The sequence below is a fragment of the Rhodococcus sp. 05-2256-B1 genome (assembly GCF_002258465.1).
Taxonomy (GTDB): domain Bacteria; phylum Actinomycetota; class Actinomycetes; order Mycobacteriales; family Mycobacteriaceae; genus Rhodococcoides; species Rhodococcoides fascians.
The window spans coordinates 63,430-86,989 of sequence record NZ_NOZA01000021.1; the positions used below are offsets into that span (position 1 = coordinate 63,430).

Below are 23,560 nucleotides of genomic sequence, written 5' to 3' on the forward strand. Positions count from 1 at the left end.
TCCTATACGAACCGTATATTTGCCTAATGCATTTAGGCAAACCGTTTCGCACACGGATGGGCCGCACGTAATTAAGGTGGCCACATGCGCATCGACGAGTATCGGACGTACGACGGCCTCGGGCTGGCCGAGTTGGTCTCCACAGGCGATGTCACCCCGCGTGAACTTCTCGATTGCGCACTGGAGCAGGCGAAGTCGGTGAACCCGGGTCTCAACGCGATCGTGCGCCCGATGCGCGAGGAAGCCGAGCAGCGGCTGGCGGGAACGCTGGAAGGTCCGTTCGCCGGGGTGCCGTTTCTGATCAAGGACCTGTCCCAGGATTACGCGGGGCTGCCCACGTCCAGTGGTTCGCGTGCACTCACCGAGCTGCCGATGCCAGAACACGCGACGGTGGTGCAGCGCTGGCTCGACGCAGGCCTGGTCATCTTCGGTAAGACGAACACCCCGGAGTTCGGTGCCAAGGGAATCACCGAGCCGGCAGTGTTCGGCCCGGCTCGAAACCCGTGGGACCGCAGCAGAACTCCCGGTGGTTCGTCGGGTGGTTCCGCCGCGGCGGTCGCGGCCGGAATCGCGCCGGTGGCGGGAGCGAACGACGGAGGCGGCTCCATCCGCATTCCGGCGGCGTGCTGTGGACTGGTCGGGCTCAAGCCCGGCCGCGGGGTGGTGCCGTCGGGACCGACGTTCGGCGAGCCGATGCACGGGGCCGCAGTGCAGGGCGTGGTGTCGAGATCGGTCCGCGACACCGCCGCGATGCTCGATGTACTCGCCGGTGGTGAGCCGACGTCGGGATACTCGTCCACGCCGCCGCCCGACGGGTTCCTGTCCCGGATGGACACCGACCCGCGGCCGTTACGGATCGGCATGTACGCCGCGACCTCGGTGAATCCGTCTCCGGCCCCGGAGGCGATCGCTGCGATGGAATCGGCGGCGACCACGCTCGGCGAACTGGGCCATACCGTCGAACTCCTCGAGGCCCCGCCGTTCGACGACGCAGCGCTCAACCGCGAATTCCTGCTCGCCTGGTTCACGTACCTGGCGTGGGAAATGGAAGAGGTCAAGCGCAGAACCGGGTGCGGTGACGACGCATTCGAGCGGGACACCCGAATCATGGCCGCGCTCGGCCGATCCGCGAGCGGAGTCGACTACCTCGATGCGGTGGAGGGACGACACGTGCACGTGCGGGCCCTGGCCACCTACTTCGAGACGTACGACCTGCTGCTGACCCCGACTCTGGCCGAGCTGCCACCGAAAATCGGGGCGTTCGAGCTCGCGAAGCCGCTGCAGTTGGCATCGGACTTGCTGTTGCGCAGCCGAACTGCGGGAATGCTCAAGTACACCGGCATCGTGGATCAGATGATCGACGAGAACATCTCGTGGATCCCGTACACCCAGACCGCCAACGTCACCGGGCGTCCCGCCCTGTCCGTTCCCCTGCACTGGACGAGCGCAGGATTGCCCATGGGCGCACACTTTCTCGCCCCGCTGGGCGGGGAGGGGCTGCTCGTCCAACTCGCAGCGCAGTTGGAACGAGCAGTGCCCTGGGCTCATCGCTACAGCGACATCGGCTGACAGCTACATCAGCTGACAGACATCGACACCGGCTAGCGGGTCGCCCCGAGCTGGACCTTGCCCGCGATGCCGGACGGACGCTGTCGCACGGTGCCGTCGACGATGTCGACGACTCCGCCTGCCCAGTCGGGATCGGTGTCGGCTGCGGCCTGAGGATCGGCGTGTGCGTCCGTACCTTCCTCGGCTGCCACCGTGATGGAGCGTTCCAAGGCCTCCCGCACACTGAGCAACGTCGTATCCGGTTCTGCGAACACCTCCGTCGCGGCATTACCGCGTCGCACGACCATGTCGTGGGTCAGGCTCTCCACCAACGAGATCACGGTGCCGGGCGGCATCGCGGTGATGACTGCGACCGCGCGGCCGACCAGCCCCGTCGGCAGCAGTGGCACCGGAATCTGTGCTCGGCGCAGACCGGCGACGCTGCCGTACGCCTGCAGGAGTTCCGGGTAGCTCATCGTCTCGGTGCCGCCGATGTCGAACGATCCGGGACGGGCTGTGTCGCCGAGGGCGCGGGCGATGATGGCGACGACGTCCACGACGGCGATCGGCTGCACCTGCCTCCGCATCCACGTCGGAATCGGCGTCACCGGCAGTCGCTCGGTCATGCGCCGCACCAACTCGAACGACGTGGATCCGGAACCGAGGATAATGGCGGCCCGAAGGACGGTGGCATCGACGGAACTGTCGAGGAACGCCTCCTCGACCTGCAGCCGTGAGCGCAGGTGGTCCGACAGCGGAGTGCCGTCGTCGGGAATCAGTCCGGACAGGTAGACGATTCGCTGGAGCCCGTTGCGTTCCGCAGCAGCGGCCATCGACTGCGCCGCATGGCGATCCTTCTCGACGAAATCGCCTTCGTCCATCGAGTGAACCAGGTAGACCACCGCGTCGACGTTCTCGGTAGCGGAGTCGAAGCTGTCGTGGTCGTCGAGGTCGAAGTGCACTGCCGTCACGTGCGCACCCCAGGCGAAACGCGACTTCTTCTTGGGGTCACGCATCGCGGCGTGTACCTCGTGGCCCTGTTCGAGAAGCACGGGGATCAGCCGAGATCCGATGTATCCGGTTGCGCCGGTGACCAGCACTCGCATGAGATTCTCGTTTCTGTAGACAGGGGTCATACCCTGTCCGGGCAGTCTCACTCCCCGCTTCCGGTACCGGATGACACACTGTGCAGGTGAGTGCGCGCATCAGGAACAACGTGAAAGTCGTCGGAGCTGCCGACGGCCCGGTCGTGATGCTGGCGCACGGCTTCGGCTGCGACCAGACGTTGTGGCGAGGCGTCACCGAAATCCTGGCTTTGCGATTCCGGATCGTCCTGTTCGACCACGTGGGGGCCGGTGCAGCCGACCCCGCGGCCTGGGACGCCGAGAGATACGCCCACATGAGCACGTACGCCGCCGACATCGTCGAGATAGCGCAGGAACTGGACCTGACCGACGTCACGTTGGTCGGTCACTCGGTGGCGTCGATGATGGGGGTGCTGGCCGCCACCGCTGCGCCCGATCGATTCACCAAGCTGATTCTGCTGACTCCGTCCCCCCGGTACATCGACGACGGCGACTACCGCGGCGGCTTCAGTGCAGAGGACATCGACGAACTGCTCGAATCGCTGGACAGCAACTACCTCGGTTGGTCTGCATCGATGGCATCGGTGGTCGTGAACGCACCCGATCGACCGGAACTCGAGAACATGTGGACCGCGAGCGTGTGCCGAACCGATCCGGCGTGCGCACGGGTGTTCGCCCGCACCACCTTTCTGTCCGACAATCGGGCGGATCTGCCTGCAGTACCGGTGCCGACGTTGATCATCGACAGTGCGCGCGACTCGCTCGCTCCGCCTCAGGTCGGCCGGTTCGTGCATGAACAGATCCCGGGGAGCGTCCGCATCACGCTCGACGTCAGTGGCCATTGCCCGCAGATCACCGCACCCGAACTGACGGCCGAGACCATCGCGGACTTCGTGAGACCGTCGTGATCGATGACCTCGACGTCGAGGACCTGTACGAGAATGCGCCATGCGGGTACTTGTCCGTGCGCCCCGACATGCGGATCGCGCGACTGAACTCGACGCTGGCAACCTGGCTGGGCTTCGAGGTCGACGCGCTGGTCGGCACCGATTTCGGGGAGCTGCTCACCGTCGGTGGACGGATTCACTACGAGACCCACTTCGGGCCGATGCTGTTGATGAACGGCAAGCTCGACGGCATTGCGCTGGACCTGGTGACGGCAGATCGTCGACGGCTGCCGGTGTTCATCACGGCGAACGTCAAGATCGACGCAGCGGGCCGGCCGGTACTGATCCGCATCACGGCGCTCGACGCGCGCGATCGCCGCACCTACGAGCGCGAATTGCTGCAATCACGCACGCGTGCAGAACTGTTGGCCAAGACGCTGCAGCGGTCGCTGTTGCCGCCTGCACTGCTACCGCCGTCGGGGATGACCGCCGCGGCGCACTACCGGGCAGCGTCCCGCGACGAGGTGGGTGGCGACTTCTACGACCTGTTTCCGTTGTCCGACGACTGCTGGGGATTCTTTCTCGGCGACGTTTGTGGCAAGGGTGCATCGGCAGCCGCTGTGACGTCGCTGACGCGGTACACCCTGCGCGCGGCAGCGGTGTACGACGAGAACCCCGTCGCGGTGCTGCAGAATCTGGATTCTGTTCTGCGACAAGAGTTTCGGGACGCCAATGCGCAGTTCTGCACCGCAGTCTTCGGCATTCTGAGCCGAACGGACACCGGATTCGAGGTATCGATGGCCAGTGGCGGGCACCCCCCACCGCTGGTCCTTCGTGCCGACGGCACCGCCCACTACGTGACCATGACGGGCGGCCAGCTGATCGGGATACTTCGGCACGCTCGCTTCGTTCCGGCGACCGTCACGCTCGAAGCAGGGGACACCCTGATGCTCTACAGCGACGGTCTCACCGAAGCGCGAGTCGGCCGGGGCCGATACGACGACGACGGTGCCCTGCTGGAATTCGCGACGGCGCACGCTCCGGCGACTCCGGCAGCGATCGTCGACGATCTGCGGTTGCTACTGCGCAGCTTCGGCGACGGGCTGGCCGACGATGCCGCCGTGATGGCACTGGGCGTATCCCCGGCCCCCGACTCAGCCGAGGGCAGCGAGGGCTGACGCCAGGTCGGCGTGCAGGGTGAATTCCTGATCCAAGCCCATCAGCTTGATCGGCCGGCTGGTGGTCGGTCCGTCTGCGACGACCGAGAACGACAGGGACTCTCCGTGATCCTGTTGCGCCGTCGCGAGAACGGTCATGGCCGCCGAGGCCAGGAACGACACTCCGCTCAGGTCGACGATCAGTGCAGCCGGGCCGGTCGCGGTCTGTGCGGTGATGGCCTCGGACAGTGCCGGAGCGGTGGTGACGTCGAGCTCGCCCGCTACCGAGATGACGGCCGCGCGCCCGTCGTTGGAGGACTGGATCGAGAATCCTGCGGCGTTCGTGTCGACTGGCATCTGTACTCCTGAATCGTTACCCGCCGTGCTCGTCGACGGGGGATGCGGACCATTCAATCAGGCGGTGTCAGCGGAGCGTGACCTGAGTTCCTCGAAGCGCAGGCGCGCCCACCGTCGTGGTCCAGGAGGGGACGGCCTCCGGTGCGATTCCGGTGGCACCGCCGTAGATGACGGCCAGGGTCTGCTGCTCGGTGACCGAGCCCGCGTACGACGCGGGAACAGGAGAGAGCTGCGGAGCCGAGAGCACCGGGATGTTCTGTTCGCCCGGGTTTCTGGTCGGTACCTGGTACGAGCCGTCGTTGGGTGACCCACCCGGGTACTGCGGGAAGTAGTCGCCCGCATTGCGGTCGAGCGGGGTGTAGCAGCTCGGTCCGCGGGTCTGCTCGAACAGCCGTGGCTCGTCCTGGTTCGGCAGGTATCGACCCTTCGGATTGACGAACGGCATCGAGACGTTGATGCCGGGATACTCGTCGCCGACGCCGGTGACGATCCTGCCGCGTCGGGCCCCTTCGGCGAACTGCGCGACCGTGCAACCCAGGGCGGGGGAGAACTCGGCCAGCACTTCGAGTGCCTCGCGCGAATTCGCGGCGAGACCGATCAGCTGCGTCGAGTTCGCCTCGAGAAAGCCCGCCGTCGTGTTCGAGGCGGATGACACCGACGTGTACAGCGTCGCGAGCGCGGATTGCTTCTCGACGACGGTGTTGCCGGTGGTCCGCAGATTGTCGAGAGCGCTGACCAACTCGGGAGCTGCATCGGCGTAGGTCTGGGAGAAGTCCGCCAATCCGCGTAGGTCCTGCTGGATGGCGGGGAGTTCGGTGTTCAGTCCGGAGAAGATGTTCTCCAGCCGATCGATCGTCAGGCCCAGCTGTTCTCCGCGGCCGCTGAGCCCCTGTGCCAGTGCGCCGAGGGTGTTCGAGAGATCCTGTGGCGGCACGGCTTGGAGCAGCGGCAGCAGGCCGTCGAGCAATTGCCCCACCTCGATGGCATTTCCGCTGCGATCCTGCTTCAGCACGGTGCCCTCGGTGATGGGCGAACCGGGCTTGCCGTCCGGCGGAATCAACGCGACGTACCGCTCACCGAAGAGAGTCTTGGGCAGCAGGCGAGCCGTGACGTTCGAGGGGATCATCGGCGCTTTGTCCGGCTCGATCGCCAGTTCCGAGGTGACGACGCCGTCGGTGGTCGTAGCCGATCGGACCTCGCCGACGATCATGCCGCGCACCTTGACGTCGGCATTGCGGGGCAGCGCGTTGCCGACGCTGTCGGTCTCGAGGGAGACGGTCACGACGTCGACGAACGTCTTGTTGTACGAGGTGACACTCCACCCGACGAACACCACGATGAGCACGACCAGTCCGATTCCGAGGAGACGGTTCTGCACCGGCGAAGGGGCGCCGGTCATGCGACGGTCTGTGCGACAACAGCAGTCATGACGCGAACCTTAGTGCTACATAGAGTCACACTTACTGCTCCGACGCCCCTTCTGAGATGCACCTATCAGTGCCCGGGTGATGCGATGCAGATCACACGCAGTCGGTGTGTCAGTCCGCGATCAGTTGCGTCGACGAGAACCAGCCGTCTCCGCCGCGTTCGCGCTGACGACCGATGACGTATCGGCCGGGTGCAATTCCGGTGGCCCCGTGTTCGGGGTGAATGAGGTAGGCGGTCTCCGAGTTGCTCAGGATGCCCAGAGCGAGGCGTCGAACGTCGTGCACCGGACTCGACCACGTGCATCCGCGGCCGTCGGCGACGAGGCTGTGCGGATTGCCGCCCGCCGCACTGCGGAGTAGTTCGATGCCGGACAACGGCACGGTCTCGTGTCGTGTCCGTTCGGTGGTGACGACGATGCCGTCGAGTACGGCGAGCGGGACGACGATCAGATCTCCCTGGGCCTGCGACCCGTTGACGACGGGCACCGATATCTCCTTGTCGAGGTAGTCGAAGACATCCAAACCGGTGCGGTCGGTGAGAGTGGCCAGCGTGATGTTCGAGTTCATGGGGTCACCTGTGGTTGGTCGTTGGGGTGGGTAGTTGTGGTGTGGGTATCGATGGAGTTCGTGCGGAGTCACGTACGGCGGAGGAGCCGGGCATAGTCGGCTCCGGCCAGACCGTAGGTCCAGCCTGCCGCGTCGATGGCGGAGGTGAAGGCGGCGGGGACCCGCAGGCCGTAGCGGCGACGCCGGCCATCGCGTTCACGGGAACCGTTGACGGCGAGCAGAATTCGTCCCCCGTCCTGCCAGCCCTCCGGTGCTGCGTACAGCTCCAGGGTGCAGCCCGGGTTCCCCGGATCCTGGCCGGTGTCGACAAGACGTAGGCCTGCCTGCTCCAGATAGGTGTCCCAGCCGATTCGTTCGATGGCGCTTCGTCGCACTTCGACATTGCGTTCGACGGTGATGCGGTCGACCGTGGGATTGTCGATCACCCAGCTCGAAACGACGGTGCCGCTCAGTACGTGGACTGCGCTGCCGTCGGCGAACTCCACGGCCGGGCCCTCCGAATTGTGCAGCCGCACTTCACCGTGCGGTGAATCGGGTAGCGGTTCGACGTATACGGAGGTGGGCCGTTCTGCCATCACTGCGATGTTCTCGAACGCCCACCACCACCCCGTCGACTCGATGAGGGCGGTTTGGACGTCGAGTAGTTCGACGTCCTCGAAAGAGAACCGGGCGAGGCCGTGGCGACGGAAAGCGTCGTAGTAGGCGACGCGATGGGCTTCTTGTTGGCCGTACCAGGTGATGGAGCCGAACGGGCGGGGAGTGGTCGTGCGGATGGCAGTGGCAATTCCGTCGAACAGGCTGGTGTGCAACGACGCACGGACGGTCCGGTCGATGATGGGATCCGGGCTGATCCCGGCGAGGGCCGCCTCGATCGGGGTACCGCGGGCGACAATGCCGCGGGCTCGAAAGTCGTTGCTGCCGTTGACCGTCGACCACCGATTTTCCCGCGGCCATTCGATGTGGCGGCGCTCGATGATGCGGTCCATACGGTGCCGGGAGTCGGACAACATGGTCGCGATCGCGGCGTCCACCTCGGTGCCGGCGGTGGATATCGACGGTGTTCTCGCCAAGTGTCTGCCGGCGATGAAGGTCGCTGCAGCCCGAGGCGACGGCACCCAATGGAACTCGGGCTCGTCGAACCCGGCAGATCGATACAGTTGTGCCACAGCATGTTCCGCGACAGATCTGTCGGCTGGGCCGGCTTTCAGTCCGTAATCGAGCCACCGGTCGCGTTGCGCACAGACCGCGCGGATGTCTTCGGCGTAGGAATCGGGATCTTCGGAGAATGTGCCTCGACGGGGGAATGTCGACGGCATCGGCACGGCGCTCACTTCGGTGAGGCGGTGTCCGCCTTTCCTGTTGTCATGAACCAAGAGTGACACGAGATTCGGCCGAGCGCAAGGGTTGCCCACGTGCGCGGAAGTTCGTAGCAGGGGTCGAGTTTCCACTCACATGGGTCAGCGCGAGCGCAACACCAATTTCGCGGCGCTGATGTCGTCGATCACCAGATCGGTGATCAGGCCACCGCGCAGTGCGGCGGTGAGGGCGTCGAGTTTGGACTCTCCCGCCACGATGGCGACTCTGCGCGGGACGGCCTTGAGTCGATCGAGGCTCGGCCCACTCGATCTGTCGTTCAACGCAATTCGGTTGTAGCTGCCGTCGGATCGGAGGAACACCGTGGCGATGTCGCCGACGACGCCGTCACGTTGCAGCTCGGCTCTGTCCTCGCGTTCGAGATAGCCGGCGCTGTAGACGTGACTCGGAACGGCTCCACTCATGACGCCGATGCTGAAGACGGCGAGGTTCATGCGATCCTGAAGTTCGAGCACGCGCCTGATGCTGCGCTCGCGCCACAGGTGCTGTCTCGTTTCCGGATAGTCGAAGAATGCGGGGACCGGAAATCCCTGTGCCGCAGCCCCGTACGCGTCGGCGAACGTCCGGATGATGTCGGTGGCATACGAGACCCCCGTGGTGCGCATGTTGGCTGCCCCGTTCAGTTGCACCACGCTCGAGTTGTGGGTCCGTTTGGGGGCGAGCTTGCGGCTGACGGCGCTGACGGTGGTTCCCCAGGCGACGCCCATCACCATGTCCGACTCGAAGAACGACGTGAGTAGTCGGCCGGCGAAGGTCGCGACCCGATCGAGACGCTGCAGTTCGTCGACCGTCTCCGCGACCGGCACCACGTGTGCACGAATGTCGTACAGATCGGCGAATGCACGCTCGATCCGCGGGGCCTGACCGAGTGGGGTGGAGATCTTGATTTCCACCAGTCCCGACGCCCGCGCGAACGTGATGAGTCGTGAGACTGTCGAACGAGATACGCCCAGCTCACGGCCGATGGCCGCCATCGTCATGTCCTGGAAGTAGTACAGCCGCGCCGCCTGGGTGGCATGGCCGGTCCGCAGGTCGGATTCGGGAGTGATGCCGGTGTCCGTCACCGGCACCAGTGTACGACCGAATTGCACATATGTGCATCAGCTGTGAAACGCAGTGCAGGCCGTCTACCGTGGCAAATGGCACGCAATGTGGCGTGTATCACTGACTGTGTGGAGGCTGAAAGATGGCACGTAAGGAACCGGAATGGGGGCTACCGGCGCACATGGCCGCGGAGTTCGCCGGAACCATGATTCTCATTCTGTTCGGTGTCGGCGTCGTCGCTCAGGTGGTCTCGGGTGGTGAGTCCGGCAGCCTCGGCGGCCACGACTCGATCGCCTGGGCGTGGGGGCTGGGCGTGATGTTCGGTATCTATGTCGCGGGCCGTATCACCGGCGCGCACCTCAATCCCGCGGTGACCATCACGTTCGCACTCTTCCGAGGATTCAGCTGGAAGATGGTTGCGCCGTACATTCTCGCGCAGACCGCAGGTGCCTTCGTGGCCGCGCTGCTGGTGCGCTGGAACTACAACGACATGATCAACGCGGTCGACCCAGGGCACACCACCGCCACCCAGACCATCTTCTCGACACTGCCCGGTAACGGGACACTGCCGGTGAGTGTGTCCTCGGCGCTGATCGACCAGATCATCGGTACCGCCATTCTGCTGTTCCTCATCGTGGCCGTGACCGATTCGCTCGGTACCGCACCGATGGCCAACATGGCTCCCCTGATCGTGGGCCTCATCGTCGTCGCCATCGGATTCGCCTGGGCCACCAACGCCGGCTACGCGATCAACCCGGCTCGAGATTTCGGACCTCGCCTGGCGTCGTACATCACGGGCTACGGTGGAGCGTGGCGAGATCAATACGGCGGCCTGTACTTCTGGGTGCCGATCGTCGGACCTCTCGTAGGTGGACCGATAGGAGTGTTCCTGTACGACCTGTTGATCGGGAAGAACCTACGCAAACAAGAAGGTTCGACGCCCGAGCCGCCATCACGACTCCCAGCAGACACCCAGACCACAGGAGAGAAGCCATGACCGAGTTCGCAGGAAAGTACGTCGCCGCGATCGATCAGGGAACCACGTCTTCACGCTGCATGATCTTCGATCACGCGGGCACCGTCGTCGCCGTCGATCAGAAGGAACACCAGCAGATCTTCCCGCAGGCCGGTTGGGTCGAGCACGACGCGTCGGAGATCTGGGACAACGTGCGCGCCGTCGCGGCCGGTGCCATGGCCGCAGCGGATCTGACGCGCGAGGACATCGCCGCAGTAGGTATCACCAACCAGCGTGAGACGGCGCTGGTGTGGGACCGCGAGACGGGCAAGCCGATCTACAACGCCATCGTCTGGCAGGACACCCGTACCGATCGCATCGCGACCGCACTCGGCGGCGGCGATGCCAACAAGTACACCGCCAAGACCGGTCTGCCGTTGGCCACCTACTTCTCCGGGCCGAAGATCAAGTGGATTCTCGACAACGTCGACGGTGCACGGGCCAAAGCCGAAGCGGGAGAGCTGTGTTTCGGCAACATGGACACCTGGGTGCTGTGGAACATGACCGGCGGAACCGACGGCGGATTGCACTACACCGATCCGACCAACGCGTCGCGCACGTTGCTGATGGATCTCGACACCCTGCAGTGGGACGAGGGCATCTGCGCCGACATGGGCATTCCGATGTCGATGCTGCCCGAGATCAGGTCGAGTTCCGAGGTGTACGGCACCGGCCGTGAACGCGGACCGTTCCGCGGTGTGCCGATCTCCGGAATTCTGGGCGACCAGCAGGCTGCCACCTTCGGCCAGGCCTGCCTGTCGCCCGGTGAGGCCAAGAATACCTACGGCACAGGCAATTTCGTGCTGCTCAACACCGGCACCGAGAAGGTCATGAGCAAGAACGGCCTGCTCACCACCGTCTGCTACAAGATCGGCGACCAGCCGACGGTGTACGCGCTCGAAGGCTCGATCGCGGTGACGGGTTCGCTCGTGCAGTGGTTGCGGGACAACCTCGGCATGATCTCCTCGGCTGCGGACATCGAGACCGACGCGCGTTCGGTGGACGACAACGGCGGCGCGTATTTCGTGCCCGCGTTCTCGGGTCTGTTCGCTCCGCACTGGCGTGCCGATGCTCGCGGTGCCATCGTGGGATTGACGCGGTTCGTCAACAAGGGCCACCTGGCCCGTGCCGTACTCGAAGCCACTGCGTACCAGACGCGCGAGGTCATCGAGGCCATGAACGCCGACTCCGGTGTCGACCTCGAGGTGCTCAAGGTCGACGGCGGAATGGTCGTCAACGAGCTGTTGATGCAGTTCCAGTCCGACATCCTGAACGTCGACGTGGTGCGGCCCGTCGTAGCCGAAACCACCGCTCTCGGAGCGGCATACGCGGCAGGCCTCGCCGTCGGATATTGGGCGAGCGAGGACGATATTCGCCAGAACTGGGCCGAGGACAAGACATGGACACCGTCCATGGACGAAGACCAGCGGGCAAAGCTGTACGCCGGCTGGAAGAAGGCAGTGACACGTACTCTCGATTGGGTTGATGAAGAATGAGTTCCACCACAACGGCTTTGAGTCCAACCTCGCGCGCCGAGGCGATCGCACGGATGGAAGCCGAAGAGCTGGACATCCTGGTGATCGGCGGCGGCGTCGTCGGCGCGGGAACGGCTCTCGACGCGGTGACGCGTGGTCTGAAGGTCGGACTGCTCGAAGCACGCGACTATGCGGCCGGCACGTCCAGTCGCTCGAGCAAGCTGTTCCACGGCGGTCTGCGGTACCTCGAACAGTTCAACTTCTCGCTGGTGTTCGAGGCCCTCAAAGAGCGCTCGCTCGTGCTGAACACGTTGTGCCCGCACCTCGCTCGGCCGGTGCCGTTCATATATCCGCTCGAAAAGGTGATCGACCGTCCGTACGTGGGGCTCGGCATCGGCGTGTACGACGTCATGGGTGCCGGACGCGGCGTACCGAGTCATCACAAGCACCTCGGTAAGAAGAAGACGCTCGAATCCTTCCCTTCCGGTAAGCGGTCGGCGATTCGCGGTGCGGTGAAGTTCTACGAGGGCCAGGTCGACGACGCTCGGCACACGATGATGATTGCGCGGACCGCGGCCGCCTATGGGGCGTTGTGCGCCAATAGCACTCGCGTCACGGGCTTTCTTCGGGAGGACGACAAGGTCGTCGGTGTCGTGGCGAGCGATCTGGAAACGGGTCGTTCGTTCGAGGTGCGTGCCAAGCAGGTCATCAACGCCGCGGGTGTGTGGACCGACGAGGTCCAGCAGATGGTCGGCGGGCGTGGACAGTTCCAGGTTCGCGCATCCAAGGGCGTGCACCTGGTGGTGCCCCGCAACCGCATCAACAGCGCCACGGGCATCATCACGCGCACCGAGAAGAGCCTGCTCTTCGTCATCCCGTGGGGAAGCCACTGGATCATCGGCACCACCGATACCGACTGGAAGCTCGATCTCGCCCACCCGGCCGCGAGCCAGAGCGACATCGACTACATCCTGGGGCACGTGAACAAGCTGCTGGCCGATCCACTGGACCGCGCCGATGTCGTCGGGGTCTACGCAGGTCTGCGGCCGTTGCTGTTCGGAGAATCCGACTCCACCAGCACGCTCTCCCGCGAGCATGCGGTGTCCAGCCCGGTGCGAGGACTGACCGTCATCGCCGGTGGCAAGTACACCACCTACCGCGTGATGGCCAAGGACGCAGTGGATGCCGCGGTGCACGGACTCGAACGGACAGTGCCCAAGTGCGTCACCGAGAACATCCCACTCGTCGGGGCCGACGGCTACCTCGGGGCGTACAACTCCCGCAATCTGACGGCCGAACGCACCGGCATGCGGGTCTCACGCGTCGAGCATCTGTTGGGTCGGTACGGCACCCTGATAGGTGAGGTGCTGGATCTGATCGACGCCGATCCCGAACTCGGGAAGCCTCTCGACAGCGCACCGGAGTACCTCAAGGCAGAGGTCGTCTATGCCGCGAGTCACGAAGGCGCGCAGCATCTCGAGGACATCCTGACCCGGCGGACCCGTATCTCCATCGAGGTTCCCGATCGTGGTGAAGCAGCAGCCGAGGAAGTGGCTCGGCTGGTGGCTCCGATTCTGGGCTGGGACGATCAGCACCGGGCCGAGGAGATCGAGCACTACCGTCTTCGTGTTCTGGCAGAACGGGATTCACAGCAACAGCCCGACGACGAGACCGCCGACGCGGCCAGGCTCGGGGCACCGGACGTGCGCGCCGGGGTGAGCTGACGCCTCACAGCGGTTCGGTGAGGTAGCGCCGCAGGGTCGGGATCGGTGGTTGTGTTTTCCGATCCTGCGGCCGCGTTCCTCGTCGCACGGTACGACGCGCTTGTGGCGGAAATCGTCTGTCTTCCTCGGCGCTACGGGCCGTTCATGTCGATGCTGGACGGTGGAGGACATGCAGCTCACCCGTCGATCCCTCCTCAGATATGCCGCTCTCGGTGCCGCTGCCACGCCCGTGCTGGCGTGCAGCCCGGCGTTGGTTCGCACCCGGCCGATGCTGACACACGGCGTCGCCAGCGGTGATGTGCGTGCCGACGGAGCGCTGGTGTGGGCACGTTCCAATACTCCGGCGACGATGATCGTCGACACGTCCGCGACGGACTCGTTCTCCTCGGTGACGACGATGCGCGGGCCACTGCTGACCCCGCAGTCGGACGGCACGGGAGTGCTGCGCCTGACCGGATTGCCTGCGGGACAGAAGGTTCATTATCGGGTCACGCTCGAGGGCGAGGACGGCGCGACGTCGGAACCCGTCACCGGAATGTTCTCCACAGCTCCTGACGGCCCATCCGACATTCGCCTGTTGTGGGGTGGCGACACCGCAGGCCAGGGTTACGGCATCAACCCCGACATCGGCGGTATGACCATCTTCTCGGCGATGGCCGACAGGCAGCCGGATCTGTTCCTGCACAGCGGCGACGTCATCTATGCGGACGGCCCGCTCGAGGAGCGCGTGACACTTCCCGACGGCCGCATCTGGCGAAACACCATGAGCGAGGCCAAGTCCAAGGTTGCCGAGACGCTCGACGAGTACCGCGGCCAATACGCCTACAATCTCACCGACGACAACTACCGCCGCTTCAATTCGTCGGTCGCCCAGATGGTCCAGTGGGACGATCACGAAACCGTCAACAACTGGTACCCCGGTGAGATCCTCGACCTGGAGCAATACACGGTGAAGGATGTGGACCTGCTGTCGCAGAGAGCGTTGCAGGCGTTTCACGAGTGGTTGCCCATCGCGCCCACAGAAGCCGTCGACGGCCGGGTGTACCGCAAGATCGCCTACGGGCCGCTGCTCGACGTCTTCGTCCTCGACATGCGCACGTACAAGGATGCGAACGGTGCGAATACCGCTGCGTCAGGGGAGATCCTCGGCTCGGCGCAGCGTCAGTGGTTGATCGCGGAGCTGTCCCGCTCCACCGCGACGTGGAAGATCATCGCGAACGACCTGCCCCTCGGACTCGTCGTTCCTGACGGAAAGGACGCGCAGGAAGGCGTCGGCAACGGAGACCCCGGTGCGCCGTTGGGCCGTGAGACCGACATCGCGCAGGTGCTCACTGCGATCGATCGGAACGACGTCACCGGCACCGTCTGGCTCACCGCCGACGTGCATTACACAGCAGCGCATCACTATTCGCCGGAGCGCGCGGCCTACCAGGAATTTCGCGAGTTCTGGGAATTCGTCAGCGGGCCGCTCAACGCCGGCGCGTTCGGCCCCAACGATTTGGACGGCACCTTCGGCCCGGAGGCAGTGTTCGTGCACGCGCCACCGGAGCCGAACGCGTCGCCACTCGACGCGTTTCAGCATTTCGGTGAGGTTCTCATCGACGGGGACTCGCGCGATCTGACCGTCAACCTGTGCGACGCGACCGGGGCTGTGCTGTTCACGAAGGTACTGCCTGCCGCCTGATCGCTCGGGCCCGTCGGGGTCAGGTCGGCGAAAACGACTGCACTCGAACGGACATCGTCCGCCGTGCCGGCAGCGGCCCCGCCGTCCTCGTCCGGCCCGACGGATACATCGCGTGGGCCGGACGCTCCGAATCGGAGGAGTGGCTACAGATTCTCGAACAATGGACCGATCAGCCCTGCAGCAACGTGAACGAATGCTCGCGAATCAGAATGGACGGTCCGCCCGCCTCGTACGCCTGATCCGGATCACTCGACGTCGACTGACTCCACTTGCCCTCCGGCAGCGTGAATTCGACTGTCGCAGGTGAGGCATTGACCATCCAGGCGAACGCCGCGTCTCCCTCGCCCGCACGCATCAGAATCAGAATGCTGTGTGCGTTGCCGTCGGACCAATCCTCGTCGACCATCTTTTGACCGTCGGCGCGGTAGAAGTCGACCGTATCGGGTCCTGCCCCGTCCTCCTCGGAATCGCTGTCGTGCCGGAACCAGGTGGGACGCAGCGCCGGATGCTCGTCGCGCAGCGAGATCAAATGGGTGGTGAAGTCCACGAGATCCTGATCGACCGTGCTCCAATCGAACCAGGAGACCTCGTTGTCCTGGCAGTACGCGTTGTTGTTGCCGTTCTGCGTTCGGCCCAGTTCGTCGCCGCCGAGGATCATCGGGACGCCTGCCGAAAGGAGCAGTGTGGCAAGGTGATTACGCTGCTGGCGGGCGCGGAGTGCGTTGACGCCCTCGTCGTCGGTCGGGCCCTCGGCGCCACATCCCCACGAACGGTTGTCGGATTCGCCGTCCTGGCTGTCCTCGCCGTTCTCCTCGTTGTGCTTCTCGTCGTACGAATTGAGGTCGGCCAGAGTGAAGCCGTCGTGGGCGGTGATGAAGTTGACGCTCGCCAGCGTCGGGCGCCGGGTGCTCTCGTAGACGTCGGGGCTGCCGGTGACACGTTGCGCCAGAGCGGACAATGCGCCGTCCTCTCCGCGCCAGAAGTCACGAACGTCGTCGCGGAACTTACCGTTCCACTCCGACCACCGGGCCGGGAACCCGCCCACCTGGTAGCCCTGGGTGTCCCAGGGCTCGGCGATGAGTTTGACCGGCGCGAGCGTCGGATCCTGGTGTACGAGATCGAGGAACGCGCTGTGGACGTCGAGGCCGGAGTCCTGACGGGTCAGGGTGCTCGCGAGATCGAAACGGAATCCGTCGACGTGCATCTCCGTGACCCAGTACCGCAGCGAGTCCATGATCAGGCCCAGCGCCGCGGGATGTCCGACGTTGAGGCTGTTGCCGGTGCCCGTGGTGTCGTAGTAGGCGCTGCGGTCGTCGTCGACGAGTCGGTAGTGCGAGCCGTTGTCGATTCCTTTGAGCGACAACGTCGGTCCCAGGTGGTTGCCCTCGGCTGTGTGGTTGTAGACGACGTCGAGGATGACCTCGATACCGGCCTCGTGCATCGCCTTGACCAGTGCCTTGAATTCGTCCACCTGACCGCCGGTGTCGCCGGTGCTGGCGTACTCGTTGTGCGGGGCGAAGAAGCCGATGGAGTTGTAGCCCCAGTAGTTTCGGCGGCCCTCTTCGAGCAGGTGCGAATCCTGGACGAACTGGTGGATGGGCAGCAGCTCCACTGCGGTGACGCCGATACGCTTCAGGTGCGCGATCGCGGCGGGGTGGGCCAGTCCTGCGTACGTTCCTCGAATGTCCTCGGGAACATCGGGATTGGTGGCGGTGAAGCCCTTCACGTGGACCTCGTAGACGACAGTGCGGTCCAGCGGAGTGCGCGGTGCCTCGTCGCCGGTCCAATCGAAGTTCGATTGCACTGCAACGGAATACGGCATGTGCGGCGCGGAGTCCTCGTCGTTGCGGGTCTCGGGCTCCGCATGCAGATGCGAGAACACCGATTCGTTCCAGTCGACCTGGCCGGTGACGGCCGTGGCGTACGGGTCGAGCAGTAGCTTCGCCGGGTTGTGGCGCAGTCCCGAGGCGGGATCCCACGGGCCGTCGACGCGGAGACCGTATCGCGTTCCCGGGGTGACGTCGGGCACCAGATCGTGAAAGACGTGACCGGTGCGAAGCGTCAACGGTGTTGTACTGCGCTCTGTTCCGTCTTCGTTCATCACGACGACGGACACCGAGTCGGCTGTTTCGGAGTAGACGGCGAGGTTGGCTCCGTCGTCGGACAGACGCGAGACGCCCAGGGGATACGGGAGACTGGATGAGGTGGGCATGAACGGCCGATTACCCCCGGCGCAGGTGAGCGAAACGCATGCCCACCTGGTGCTCGGATAGAATCGACGAGGAGTTTGCGCCCGTCCTTGACCTACGGCCGCATGTGACTAAGGACGAGGCCATGAATCCCGCAGTACCCGGTCCCGGTTCGGCTCGGCTCGACGAGCTGTTTCCCGGTGACAATGCCACCGAGGCTCGGTTTCGCGAGCTGGATTGGAGCTCCACAGAGCTGGGACCGGTGGAGCAATGGCCGTACGAATTGATCGCGGCCATCCGCACGGTCATGCCGTCGACCATCCCGATGTTGATCTGGTGGGGGCCGCACCTGGTCCAGATCTTCAACCACTCGTACACCGATTTTCTCGGTGACAAGTTTCCCGCCGCCGCAGCGCAGCCGGCCAGGGACTGCTGGGCAGAGATCTGGGACGAGATCGGCGCATTGGCCCATCAGGTCGTCGACGGCGGCACTGCGGTGCACGGTGCTCGCCAACAGTTCATGATGAATCGGTACGGGTTCCTCGAAGAGACGTACTGGACCTTCTCGTACAGTCCGATTCACGGTCCCGAGCGCGCGGTCCTCGGCGTGTTCGTCGCGACGTCGGAGGTCACCCAGCAGCTCCTCGGCGAACGCCGCATGCAGGCGTTGCTGAGCCTGGGCACGCTGACGGGCAACGACACCGACGGTGCCGTGGACATCTGCCGTGCGGCAGTGGGTGTGCTCGCGGCCGAAGCATCGGAGTTTCCCCTCGTCGCCGGTTACCTCCGCGAAGATCTGAATGCGGACGGCCCGGTGGAGTGTGTCGTGACCGGCGGCGACGCCGGGTACCAGGCTGCGACGTGGGAGTGCGCCGACATCTCTCGCGTTGCCGACGGTACGGTCGCCTGCGCGACCGTGCAGGTGGACGGCAACGTTCCGCAGGCCGTCGTCGTGCCGTTGACGATGGCCGGTCGGGTACAGCCGGTCGGGGCGTTGTTGATCGGAGTGAGCAGCCATCGGGTGATCGACGATGCCTTCACCTCGTTCTGCGTCGTCGTCGCCGAACGCCTGTCCACCGCACTGACGGCCTCGCACGCGTTCGAGATGGAGCGCAGCCGGGTGGCGGCCTTGGCCGACGCCGATGCTGCGAAGACTCGGCTGCTCGAGAACGTCGGGCACGAATTCCGCACCCCGCTGACGTTGCTGACGGGCCCGCTCGATTCGGTACGCGAGAACGCTGCTTCGGTGCTGGACGCGAACGACCGCGAATCACTCGACGTCGTTCATCGCGCGTCGATGCGGCTGCGCAGGTTGGTGGACGACCTGCTCGACATCGTCAATGCCGAGGCCGGCCGACTCGTCTCTCGACCCGAGCCGGTGAACCTCGGCTCGGTGACACGCGATTGCGCGACGATGTTCTCGGCCGTCGCGTCGGCGCAGGGGCTCGAGCTCGTCGTGGATGCGGCCGAGGACGTCGTGGTCCTGACCGACGCCGAAATGTGGTCGAAGGTGGTGTTCAACCTCGTCGCCAACGCCGTCAAGTACACCCCGGCCGGACGGGTGTCGGTTCGTCTGGTCGCGGACGAGAATACCGCTCGGCTCGTGGTCGCAGATACCGGACTGGGAATTCCGGCCGAGGACCTGCCTCGAATCTTCGACCGGTTCCACCGCGTCGAACGAGAAGGCGCGCACAGCATCGAAGGGTCCGGAATCGGGCTTGCCCTGGTGACGGACTTGCTGACCGCCTTGAACGGGCGCATCGACGTCGACAGCGACGTGGGCCGGGGGACTACCTTCACCGTGCAGGTGCCGCGGTTGCCCGCAGAAGCTGCCGCTGTCGATCGACCCGGCGCTCCGGCCGATCCGATCTCGGCGATCTTCCCCTCGATCGAGCCCGTTCCCGAGACGACCGATCGCGCCGACGTCCTGCTCGTCGAGGACAACGTCGACATGCGCAACTACCTCGCGCGCCTGCTGACCGACGAAGGGTGGTCCGTCTCGACAGCGGGGGACATCGAGACCGCTCTCGATCGTGCCCGGACGATGCTGCCGGGGCTCGTGCTCTCCGACGTCATGCTGCCGGGGCGCAGTGGTCTGGATCTGGTGGACGACATCCGCGGCGACGCCGACTTGAGGCGAGTACCGGTCATCTTGCTGACCGCTCGTGCGGGAACCGACTTTGTGCTCGACGGACTCGGACGCGGTGCCGACGATTACATCGTCAAGCCGTTCCACGACCGAGAACTCGTCGCGCGCGTTCGCGTGCACCTCGAACTGTCACGGATGCGTGAGCAGCTGATCGCGGAGAGCGGCAATCAGGCCGCGACACTGCGTACGGCGCTCGAGACCCGCGGCACGATCGGCCGAGCCGTCGGCATCCTCATGTCGGTGTACCGCATCGACGCGGACGCCGCGTTCACGCAATTGACCGAACTCTCACAGAACACCAACCGCAAGACGCGGGATCTGGCCGTCATGATCGCCGACGACTTCACCGCCGGCCTCGCCCGCAACCACTGACCGGCCGGTCAGTGGTTGCGGCGGTAGTTCTCGCGTTCGCGTTCGAGTTCCGCCGTCTTCTTCTCGCTCTTCAGATCGGCGGGCAGTCCGTGAATCTCGAGACGACGAGCGCGGTTCTGGTCCATGTATGCGGCGGTGTAGAACAGCGCGAGCAGCAGGGCCAACAGGACCATCGAGGCACGTAACCAGATCGCGCCGGGAAAGAGCACGAAGAACCCGATGAAGATGGGCAGGAACGGGATCATCGAGCGCAGGATGTGACGCGGTGTCGCGCCGGGGCCGACGAGGTCGCGTCGAACCCAATCCTGCATCGAGTCGGGGAGTTTGCGGCCCAGGACGGCGTAGCCCAACCATTGGCCGGCGTTCGGACGGGTGCGCTGGGGTCGTGCGCTCATGTCAGTGCTCCTGCTGCGATCGCCGCGTCGTTGACGCGAGTGAGGACGCGGCGCAACTGCTCCAGTTCGTCGAGTGACGCACCGAGTCTCGCCACGACCGCGGATGGAATCTTTTCGGCTTCGGCGCGGAGAGCGGCTCCGGCGGGGGTGAGGGATACGAGCAGAATGCGCTCGTCTTCCGTGCTGCGTGTGCGAGTGAGCAGGCCCATCGATTCCAGACGCTTGAGCAGCGGGGACAGGGTGGGCGAGTCGAGTTGCAGCGCTGAGCCGATCGCTTTGACCGACATCGGCGACTCGCCCCACAAGGCCAACATCACGAGATACTGCGGATGGGTCAGGCCCATCGGTTCGAGCAACGGCCGATACACCGACAGCACAGCCCGGTTGGTGACGGCCAGGGCGAAGCAGACCTGGCGATCGAGCGCGAGTGGATCCTCGGTGGTGGTCACGATGGCCAGAGTATCAGAATTGATTAGTGCACGAATTGTTCGTGTACGACTCAAGGGACGAAAAAGGGCGGAGGTACAGGTTCGCCACCTCGATCGGGTATCGAGTCTGCGGCAGTGGTGAAAGTTTGCCCACAACGTGTTACCGGGCGCGCAATTGTGCAATGCTGCACCTCGATTCACCCTTACCGTGATAATCCCGAGAGGATCGCCATGCGTCGCCGACGCATCTCCACCACTGTCTTCGTCGCAGCGTTGTCCCTGTCGATCGCCTCGGGAGGTATCGCATCCGCCGAGCCGGCTGCCCCCTCCGCCCGCATCGTCGACACCGTCCTGGCATCCGACACGCTGCGCACGCTGAAGGTCGACTCACCCGCTATGGGGGCCGTCGTCGAAGTGCAGGTGCTCACGCCCGCGGTGAAGACCGGACCGCGTCCGACGCTGTACATGCTCAGCGGCATCGGCGAAGAGGATCCGCACAACAGCATGTGGTTGCGGAAGGGGCAGGCAGCGGAGTTCTTCGCCGACAAGAAAGTCAACGTCGTCCTGCCGTTGGCCGGGCCAGGCAGCTTCTACACCGACTGGCAGCGCGACGACCCGAAACTCGGCCGGTACCAGTGGGAAACGTTTCTCACCGAGGAACTACCTCCGCTGATCGACGCGGCCGTGGACGGCAACGGCCGCAACGCGATCGCGGGACTGTCGATGGGCGCACAATCGGCGATGATGCTCGCCGCACGTAACCCGGACGTGTACTCCGGCGTGGCGTCGTACAGCGGCTGCTTCGCGTCCGCCGAGCCGTTGGGCCAGGCCAGTATTCGAGCCATCGTCGCAGCTTTCGGCGGCAATGCCGACAACATGTGGGGCGGACCCTTCGATCCTGCGTGGGCCGAACATGATTCGGTGGCCAATGCCGAAAGTCTGCGCGGTACCGATGTCTACGTGTCGGTGGGAACCGGCGCTCCCGGACGTCACGAAAGCTTCGACACTGCAGCGGGATGGGACAGGGTGGTGGTCGGTGGCCTCATCGAGGTCGGGTCCAACTACTGCACACACCGACTCGCGGATCGGCTCGGCCAGTTGAACATTCCTGCAACGTTCGACTTCACCGAGACCGGAACGCACTCGTGGCCGTACTGGGTGGAGCAGCTACCGAAGAGTTGGCCGACCCTCGCCGGATCCCTCGGTATCTCGGGCTGACGCTCGGTATCTCGGGCCGATTGCTCAGTGGGTCCATGGGCAGTCGAGAGGCTTCGTCAGGCCGAGGTGCTTCTCGACTAGCGTCACCGACTGGTCTCGGAGGCGGTCGTAGATCCGGTACGGGTCGTGCAGGGTCCGTCCCAGAACGCTTTCCATCGCCTCCGCATCGAAGGCTGCCGCGGTATTGTCGGAATTGCGTGTGCCGTCGGATTCGAGATTGGACCTGAAGATGCCCGCCGCCGACTTGGGCAGGAAGTCCTCGTACACGATCGGGTCGGCCGCGAGAACACCCGACCTGACCAGATCGACGAGGCCACCGTCCCGGTCTGCAGCGGACGGGTTGGTCCCGGTGACTCGAAAGGTGAAGTAGGCGAGGTCTTCTGCCATCCACAGTGTCTCGTCGTCCGGCACCAGCGACGACCACAGTGCGGACGCGTCCTCGGGTTCCTCGGTATCGAGTCGATCCAGATACTCGTCGTAGCGACGTCGTCCGAGTGCGGTAGCTGCCGCGCCCCTGGCTTCGACCTCGCCGAACCGCACCCGTAGATGGCCGGGTTCGACGTTGCCGTTCTCGTCGAGAAACATCCGCTGCTCGTCCAGCGCTCGGAACGACGTCTGGCGCAACAGCAATCCGGGACCGGACGTACGAGGAGGGCCCTGGATGGTGTCGATCATCGCCACCCCGTGCTCTCCCATACGGCGATGCAGAAGGTCGATGTCCAGAACCCTCGGTGTCAGATGGTTGATGTGGGTGGAGGAGACACCACCGATGTCGGCGGCCACCGCCGAGACTGCCGCGAGTTCGCGGTACCACGCTCTGTCGACAGGGTCGGTCGACAACGCGAACGCCGCCGTCGCGAGGTCCAGAAAGGTAGCGGACTCCTCCGCTGCGAGGCCGTTGTCCCTCTCGCACGTGGCTGCCAGCTCGAGCAGTAGCGGAGGGAACAGTGTTCTGCGATCGAGGAATTCCGCCAGGCGACGGCCGAGATCCGGGTCGAAGAACCGTCGATCCGACGCCACCAGCATCGAGGTGAAGATCCGGAACGGGTTGATCGCCAGCTCGGCCGGATCGATCGGCCGGAACGCAGTCGACACCACCGGAATCGAACTCGACGCAGTGTCACGCAGATCGTAGAAACCCACCGGATACATGCCCATGGCACCGAATATCATTGCCACCTGCGACATCTCACGTGCATTGCCGACCCGAATCGCCCCGTGCCGCTCGGCGGTGACGCGATCGATGGAGCCGAAACGTTCCGCATCGGCACCGCTGGTGCGCATCGTGTCGGCATTGATCGACGCGGTGACATCCAACAGCGTCGTGTACGCGGGAACCTCCCGCCCGTACAAAGTCGACAGACGAAGGGCGAACTGCGCTCGCAATTGCGTCGGTGTCACGTTCACCACCTCATACTGCGCTTTTCGTCGCCGGCACGGAACCTGTTCGACTGCCTGCTGCACT

Annotated in this window: 20 protein-coding genes; 10 read left to right on the forward strand and 10 right to left on the reverse strand. The window is 64.9% G+C overall.

All coding sequences use genetic code 11. The annotated features are described in order from the left end of the window. Window positions 1-84 precede the first annotated feature (84 nt). Window positions 85-1,569 carry an amidase gene (locus tag CH285_RS11365; RefSeq protein WP_032388046.1) on the forward strand — a complete coding sequence of 495 codons (1,485 nt, stop codon included), beginning with the start codon at window positions 85-87 and terminating at the stop codon, window positions 1,567-1,569. Window positions 1,570-1,601: 32 nt separating this feature from the next. On the opposite strand, the gene CH285_RS11370 is transcribed toward CH285_RS11365, so the two are convergent. Further along, window positions 1,602-2,684, reverse strand: coding sequence for an NAD(P)H-binding protein (locus CH285_RS11370; RefSeq protein ID WP_051364916.1), 1,083 nt, complete (start codon window positions 2,682-2,684; stop codon window positions 1,602-1,604). 56 nt (window positions 2,685-2,740) lie between these two features. On the opposite strand from CH285_RS11370, the gene CH285_RS11375 reads away from it, so the two are divergent. Together CH285_RS11375 and CH285_RS11380 are read left to right on the forward strand one after the other, a co-directional pair. After that, entirely contained in the window at window positions 2,741-3,541 is an 801-nt protein-coding gene (locus CH285_RS11375) for an alpha/beta fold hydrolase (RefSeq protein WP_176458580.1), read from the forward strand. Then, window positions 3,541-4,698 (forward strand): PP2C family protein-serine/threonine phosphatase, encoded by a 1,158-nt coding sequence (locus CH285_RS11380; RefSeq protein ID WP_371828202.1) that lies wholly within the window; start codon window positions 3,541-3,543, stop codon window positions 4,696-4,698. Before CH285_RS11375 ends, CH285_RS11380 begins: the two co-directional genes overlap by 1 nt. On the opposite strand, the gene CH285_RS11385 is transcribed toward CH285_RS11380, so the two are convergent. From CH285_RS11385 to CH285_RS11405, 5 genes are all read right to left on the reverse strand, one after another. Beyond that, the gene (locus CH285_RS11385; RefSeq protein WP_032367862.1) at window positions 4,675-5,034 is read right to left on the reverse strand and encodes an STAS domain-containing protein; all 360 of its coding nucleotides are present in this window, start codon (window positions 5,032-5,034) and stop codon (window positions 4,675-4,677) included. The genes CH285_RS11380 and CH285_RS11385 overlap by 24 nt on opposite strands. A 67-nt stretch (window positions 5,035-5,101) precedes the next feature. Further along, window positions 5,102-6,433: an MCE family protein gene (locus CH285_RS11390; protein WP_094623120.1), complete on the reverse strand. Its 1,332-nt coding sequence runs from the start codon at window positions 6,431-6,433 to the stop codon at window positions 5,102-5,104. A 139-nt stretch (window positions 6,434-6,572) separates the two neighbouring features. Beyond that, complete coding sequence (locus CH285_RS11395) at window positions 6,573-7,028, reverse strand: hypothetical protein (protein WP_032388044.1); 456 nt, start codon at window positions 7,026-7,028, stop codon at window positions 6,573-6,575. A gap of 68 nt (window positions 7,029-7,096) precedes the next feature. Then, on the reverse strand, window positions 7,097-8,344 hold the full coding sequence (locus tag CH285_RS11400) for a DUF6745 domain-containing protein (protein ID WP_094644166.1): 1,248 nt from the start codon (window positions 8,342-8,344) through the stop codon (window positions 7,097-7,099). A 141-nt stretch (window positions 8,345-8,485) separates the two neighbouring features. Beyond that, window positions 8,486-9,466, reverse strand: a complete 981-nt coding sequence (locus CH285_RS11405; RefSeq protein WP_027494675.1) for a sugar-binding transcriptional regulator — start codon at window positions 9,464-9,466, stop codon at window positions 8,486-8,488. Window positions 9,467-9,588: 122 nt separating this feature from the next. On the opposite strand from CH285_RS11405, the gene CH285_RS11410 reads away from it, so the two are divergent. From CH285_RS11410 to CH285_RS28685, 5 genes are all read left to right on the forward strand, one after another. After that, window positions 9,589-10,443, forward strand: a complete 855-nt coding sequence (locus CH285_RS11410; RefSeq protein ID WP_027494674.1) for an MIP/aquaporin family protein — start codon at window positions 9,589-9,591, stop codon at window positions 10,441-10,443. Next, on the forward strand, window positions 10,440-11,957 hold the full coding sequence (glpK, locus tag CH285_RS11415; RefSeq protein WP_032367858.1) for a glycerol kinase GlpK: 1,518 nt from the start codon (window positions 10,440-10,442) through the stop codon (window positions 11,955-11,957). The genes CH285_RS11410 and glpK overlap by 4 nt, the downstream gene beginning before the upstream one ends. Beyond that, a complete protein-coding gene (locus CH285_RS11420) occupies window positions 11,954-13,660 on the forward strand; it encodes a glycerol-3-phosphate dehydrogenase/oxidase (protein ID WP_094644167.1) in 1,707 nt (568 codons plus the stop codon). The genes glpK and CH285_RS11420 overlap by 4 nt, the downstream gene beginning before the upstream one ends. 169 nt (window positions 13,661-13,829) lie before the next feature. After that, window positions 13,830-15,344, forward strand: coding sequence for an alkaline phosphatase D family protein (locus CH285_RS11425; protein ID WP_094644168.1), 1,515 nt, complete (start codon window positions 13,830-13,832; stop codon window positions 15,342-15,344). Then, on the forward strand, window positions 15,293-15,583 hold the full coding sequence (locus CH285_RS28685; RefSeq protein ID WP_094644169.1) for an aromatic-ring hydroxylase C-terminal domain-containing protein: 291 nt from the start codon (window positions 15,293-15,295) through the stop codon (window positions 15,581-15,583). Before CH285_RS11425 ends, CH285_RS28685 begins: the two co-directional genes overlap by 52 nt. On the opposite strand, the gene glgX is transcribed toward CH285_RS28685, so the two are convergent. Further along, complete coding sequence (gene glgX, locus CH285_RS11435) at window positions 15,514-17,556, reverse strand: glycogen debranching protein GlgX (protein ID WP_094644170.1); 2,043 nt, start codon at window positions 17,554-17,556, stop codon at window positions 15,514-15,516. The two genes, CH285_RS28685 and glgX, sit on opposite strands and share 70 nt — an antisense overlap. A gap of 122 nt (window positions 17,557-17,678) precedes the next feature. On the opposite strand from glgX, the gene CH285_RS11440 reads away from it, so the two are divergent. Further along, complete coding sequence (locus CH285_RS11440) at window positions 17,679-20,054, forward strand: ATP-binding protein (protein ID WP_176458579.1); 2,376 nt, start codon at window positions 17,679-17,681, stop codon at window positions 20,052-20,054. Window positions 20,055-20,062: 8 nt separating this feature from the next. On the opposite strand, the gene CH285_RS11445 is transcribed toward CH285_RS11440, so the two are convergent. Continuing rightward, complete coding sequence (locus CH285_RS11445) at window positions 20,063-20,449, reverse strand: DUF5313 family protein (protein WP_032367853.1); 387 nt, start codon at window positions 20,447-20,449, stop codon at window positions 20,063-20,065. Beyond that, the gene (locus tag CH285_RS11450) at window positions 20,446-20,898 is read right to left on the reverse strand and encodes a MarR family winged helix-turn-helix transcriptional regulator (RefSeq protein ID WP_027494667.1); all 453 of its coding nucleotides are present in this window, start codon (window positions 20,896-20,898) and stop codon (window positions 20,446-20,448) included. The genes CH285_RS11445 and CH285_RS11450 overlap by 4 nt, the downstream gene beginning before the upstream one ends. A 210-nt stretch (window positions 20,899-21,108) precedes the next feature. On the opposite strand from CH285_RS11450, the gene CH285_RS11455 reads away from it, so the two are divergent. After that, window positions 21,109-22,095 (forward strand): alpha/beta hydrolase, encoded by a 987-nt coding sequence (locus CH285_RS11455; RefSeq protein WP_094644172.1) that lies wholly within the window; start codon window positions 21,109-21,111, stop codon window positions 22,093-22,095. A gap of 24 nt (window positions 22,096-22,119) precedes the next feature. Here CH285_RS11455 and hglS read toward each other — a convergent pair whose 3' ends face one another. Further along, window positions 22,120-23,505 carry a 2-oxoadipate dioxygenase/decarboxylase gene (gene hglS / locus CH285_RS11460; protein ID WP_255032453.1) on the reverse strand — a complete coding sequence of 462 codons (1,386 nt, stop codon included), beginning with the start codon at window positions 23,503-23,505 and terminating at the stop codon, window positions 22,120-22,122. Between the last annotated feature and the right edge of the window lie 55 nt (window positions 23,506-23,560).